The sequence below is a fragment of the Kitasatospora sp. NPDC059462 genome (genome assembly GCF_042749955.1).
Lineage (GTDB): Bacteria > Actinomycetota > Actinomycetes > Streptomycetales > Streptomycetaceae > Kitasatospora.
Genome location: NZ_JBHYUU010000337.1, coordinates 1 through 4135, shown reverse-complemented (window position 1 = coordinate 4135; position 4135 = coordinate 1). Strand labels below are relative to the sequence as shown.

At 73.3% G+C, this 4135-nt stretch carries 5 protein-coding genes; 3 read left to right on the top strand and 2 right to left on the bottom strand.

The features are described 5' to 3' along the window. The 3 genes from ACFXAM_RS38065 to ACFXAM_RS38055 all read left to right on the top strand — a co-directional run. Nucleotides 1–898 (top strand): carbohydrate ABC transporter permease (locus ACFXAM_RS38065; RefSeq protein WP_380298447.1); only part of this gene is annotated, 898 nt, incomplete at its 5' end. Beyond that, nucleotides 895–1743, top strand: a complete 849-nt coding sequence (locus ACFXAM_RS38060) for a carbohydrate ABC transporter permease (RefSeq protein WP_380298445.1) — start codon at nt 895–897, stop codon at nt 1741–1743. The genes ACFXAM_RS38065 and ACFXAM_RS38060, both read left to right, overlap by 4 nt. Nucleotides 1744–1821: 78 nt before the next feature. Continuing rightward, complete coding sequence (locus tag ACFXAM_RS38055; protein WP_380298443.1) at nt 1822–2427, top strand: nucleotidyltransferase domain-containing protein; 606 nt, start codon at nt 1822–1824, stop codon at nt 2425–2427. A 31-nt stretch (nt 2428–2458) separates the two neighbouring features. Here the strand turns inward: ACFXAM_RS38055 and ACFXAM_RS38050 are convergent, their stop codons facing one another. Both ACFXAM_RS38050 and ACFXAM_RS38045 read right to left on the bottom strand, forming a co-directional pair. Beyond that, complete coding sequence (locus ACFXAM_RS38050; RefSeq protein WP_380298441.1) at nt 2459–3205, bottom strand: VOC family protein; 747 nt, start codon at nt 3203–3205, stop codon at nt 2459–2461. Between the two features lie 78 nt (nt 3206–3283). Further along, nucleotides 3284–3931, bottom strand: coding sequence for an alpha-ketoglutarate-dependent dioxygenase AlkB (locus tag ACFXAM_RS38045; RefSeq protein ID WP_380298439.1), 648 nt, complete (start codon nt 3929–3931; stop codon nt 3284–3286). Between the last annotated feature and the right edge of the window lie 204 nt (nt 3932–4135).

Below are 4135 nucleotides of genomic sequence, written 5' to 3'. Positions count from 1 at the left end.
CCCGCGCGGCCGACGCCGACCCCCGCTGCTGCTCCTGCTGCCGGCGGCGGTCATCATGATCCCGCTGGTCGCCTACCCGATCTACCAGCTCGGCCTGCTGTCCGTGCTGGACTTCGGCCAGGCCCAGGCCTCCGGCGGCGTGCCGACCAGCTTCGTCGGCTTCGGCAACTACCAGAAGATCCTGAGCGACGGGCAGTTCTGGTCGGTGCTGCTGCAGACGATCGGCTTCGCCGCGTTCTGCGTGGTCGCCACCCTGGCCGTCGGCGCGACCCTCGCGGTGCTGCTGACCAGGGTGGGCCGGGTGCCCCGGCTGGTGCTGACCACCGCCGCGATGGCGGCCTGGGCGGCGCCGGCGATGACCGGCTCGACGGTGTGGAGCTTCCTGTTCGACACCAACCTGGGCCTGGTCAACAAGACCCTGGTGGGCATCGGCCTGGACGGCTTCCACGAGTACAACTGGTTCTACGACAAGTGGACGGCCTTCCTCATCGTCGGCGCCGTCGTGGTCTGGCACTCCTTCCCGTTCGTCATGGTGACGCTGTACGCGGGCATCAAAGCGATCCCGACCGAGGTCATGGAGGCGGCGGCGCTGGACGGGGCCGGCACCTGGACCACGTTCCGCCGGATCACCGCCCCGATGCTCCGGCCGATCCTGACCATCGTGGTCATCCAGTCGGTCATCTGGGACTTCAAGGTCTTCACCCAGATCTACGTGATGACCGAGGGCGGCGGCATCGCCGGCCAGAACCTGGTGCTCAACGTCTACGCCTACCAGAAGGCCTTCGCCTCCTCCCAGTACGGGCTCGGCGCGGCCATCGGTGTGATCATGCTGCTGATCCTGGTGATCCCGACCGTCCTCTACATCCGCTCGCTGCGCAGGACGGGGAACGAACTGTGAACGCCCGTAGCCGCTGGCGCCTGGGCGCCAACACCACCGCACTCCTGGTGGCCGTCGTCACCGCCTTCCCGATCTTCTGGATGGTGCTCTCGGCCTTCAAGCCGAAGGGCGAGGTGCAGTCGCTCAATCCGCGCCCGTGGACGGCGCACCCGACGCTGGAGAGCTTCCGCCAGGTGCTCAGCGTGGACGGCTTCGGCCGGTACTTCGTCAACAGCCTGGTGATCGCGCTGTCGGTGGTGGTGCTCTCCGCGCTGGTGGTCTTCCTCGCGGCGGTCGCGGTGACCAGGTTCAAGTTCCGCTTCCGCACCACCATCATGGTGATGTTCCTGATCGCCCAGATGATCCCGGTCGAGGCGCTGACCATCCCGCTGTTCTTCATGTTCCGCGACGCGGGCCGGTTCGCGCCGGGCATCGGGCTCAACACCCTGGCATCGCTGATCCTGGTCCAGCTGGCGTTCTCGCTGCCCTTCGGGATCTGGATGATGCGGGGCTTCGTCGCCGCCGTGCCGGTGTCGATCGAGGAGGCCGCGCAGATCGACGGCGCCAGCCGGGCCCGCATCCTGTGGACGATCCTGCTGCCGCTGGTCGCCCCCGGGCTGGCCGCGACCAGCGTGTTCTCCTTCATCGCGGCGTGGAACGACTTCGTCTTCGCCAAGACCTTCATCATCAGCGCGACCGAGAACCAGACCCTCCCCTCGGCGCTGCTGGTGTTCTTCAAGCCGGACGAGAACGACTGGGGCGGCATCATGGCGGCCTCCACGCTGATGACCGTGCCGGTGCTGATCTTCTTCATCGCGGTGCAGCGCAAGCTGGTCTCCGGGCTGGCGGGCGCGGTCAAGGACTGAGACGCGGGCCTTGACGGAAATCCCCGCGACGGAGGGGCTGCGGCGGGTTCAGCATCCGGGACCGTGGAGGTGGGGTCCATGGACCGGGAGCGAGCCGACGGGCAACTCGCGCAGATCGCCGAGACGGTGGGCCTCGCCCGCCGTCTCGGCACCCGTGTCTGGCTGCGCGGCGGCTGGGCGATGGACTTCTTCCTCGGTGAGTGGACCCGGGACCACGAGGACGTCGACTGGTTCGCCCCGGCCGCCGACGCCGGGGCGCTCGCCGCCGGGCTGCGCGCCCTCGGGTACCGTCCGCTGCCGGGCGACGCGCCGGGGCAGCAGCTGGACTTCGTCCGGGACGGCCTGGAGTCGAGTTTCGCGCTGGTCGACCCGGCGCCGGACGGCCGGGTGCTGGTGGCGGGCGGCCCCTGGGCGGGGACGGCCTGGCCGGCCGGGCTGCTGGACGGGCCGCCGGGGCGGCTCGGGGGACTGGTCTGCCCGATCGTCGCGCCGCAGGCGCAGATCGAGATCAAGCGGATGATGCCGGTGTGGGACCCGCGGCGTCCGCGCCGGGCGAAGGACGCCGCGGACATCGCCCGGTTGCGGGAGGCACTGGATGGGCGAGGGGCCGGCGGGCGGGCGCTGGACGGGCGGGCGCTGGACGGGCGGGCGTTCGACTCTGCGGACGGTCGGCCCCTCGGATGATCGGCGGCCGGGGTGTCAGGCGGCCGGGGTGTCAGGCGGCCAGGGGCTCCTGCGCCGACGGGAGGCCGATCAGGGTGAACGCCGCGCCGGCGTCGTCGCGGACCACGGCACGGCGGCCGTAGGGGGTCGGTTCGGGGCCGGCCAGGACGGTTCCGCCGAGTGCGCGGACCCTCTCCACCGCGAGGTCGGTGTCGGCGGCGCCGAACTGGACCGACCAGCCGGCCTCGGGCCGCCGGGCGATCGCACCGGCGGGCAGGCCGTCGACCCGGAACGGGGTGGCGCCGTCGCTCTCCCGGCCGTACGCGTAGCCGAACACCCGCCGGTAGAACGCCCGGGCGGTGTCCGGGTCGGGGGAGTGCTGCTCGCTCCAGCTGAACGCGGCCGGCTCGTCGACGAGTCCGGCGCCCTGCCAGAGCAGCCCCTGCCGCAGTCCGAACACCGCGCCGGCCGGGTCCGCGGCGAGCGCCGCCCAGCCCTGTTCGGGCGCCACCTCGTAGGGCTCCCGCAGCACCCGCCCGCCGGCCTCGCGGACCTTCGCGGCCGTGCGCGCGGCGTCGGCCACCGCCAGGTACGTCGTCCAGCGCGCTCCGGCCCCCGGTGGCCCGGGGGCGAGGCCCGCGACCTGGGCGCCGCGCAGCGTGGCGACGGTCCAGCCGGGCAGTTCGACGAACTCCCAGGCGAACAGCCCGCCGTAGAAGCGCCGGGCCCGCCCGGGATCCGCCGTGCCGAGCTCGACCCAGCAGGGGACGCCCTCGTGGTACCTGCCCGCCTTCGGCATGCCGCGCCCTCCTCGTCCGCCCGCCCGTCCGTCCGTCCGTCGGCCGGGGGTCGGCCGGGGTGGGGTCCGCCGGCGGTCTCAGGAGACGCCGCGCGGCCGGAACTGGATGCTGATCCGGGGGCCCGTCGGCCGGGCCGTCTTCGGCACCGCGTGCTCCCAGGTGCGCTGGCAGGAGCCGCCCATCACCAGCAGGTCCCCGTGCCCGAGCCGGTGCCGCAGCACGGGTCCGCCGCCGCCCCGGGGGCGCAGCAGCAGGGACCGGGGCTCGCCGACGGAGAGGATCGCCACCATGGTGTCCTCGCGGTCGCCGCGGCCGAGGCGGTCGCCGTGCCAGGCCACGCTGTCCCGGCCGTCGCGGTAGTAGCAGAGCCCGAGGGTGAGGAACGGCTCGCCCAGTTCGGGCGCGTAGTGGCTGCTCAGCACCGTGCGGGCGGCGCCGAGCACCGGGTGCGGGGGCGTGTCGTGCTCCCGGTAGGAGGCGAGCAGCCGGGGGACGTCGACGGTGCGCTCGTACATCTCGCGCCGTTCGGCGCGCCAGGGCACCTCGGCGGCCAGTTGTTCGAACAGCCGGTCCGCCCCGTGCAGCCAGCCGGGCAGCAGGTCGACCCAGGCGCCCGAGCCCAGGACCTCCCGGCGCAGGCCGGTCAGGGGCCCCAGCACGGGTCCGGCCGGGCCGGGGTCGTCGAACAGCGACGGCTGGAGGTGGAGGGCGGGGGTGGTGCTCATGGCTCCAGCCTACGCCGAGAATCGAACAGGTGTCCGAACATGGCTTTGCATGCTCCCCGGGACGGTTCGAACAGGAGGTGGGCCGTGCAGAGCAGGGGGCGTGCGGGCCGGCGGCCGGCCCGGACGGGGCGCCGCAGCGCCCGACGATCCGCCGAGGGGCGCGCGCGGGGGCGCCGCAGTTCGAGCGTACGCCGACCGCGGGCC

What these genes read in the sequence shown, in the direction of transcription:
- ACFXAM_RS38055 (WP_380298443.1), top strand. Translation starts at nt 1,822, where the DNA reads ATGGACCGGGAGCGAGCCGACGGGCAACTCGCGCAGATCGCCGAGACG.
- ACFXAM_RS38050 (WP_380298441.1), bottom strand. Translation starts at nt 3,205, where the DNA reads ATGCCGAAGGCGGGCAGGTACCACGAGGGCGTCCCCTGCTGGGTCGAG.
- ACFXAM_RS38045 (WP_380298439.1), bottom strand. Translation starts at nt 3,931, where the DNA reads ATGAGCACCACCCCCGCCCTCCACCTCCAGCCGTCGCTGTTCGACGAC.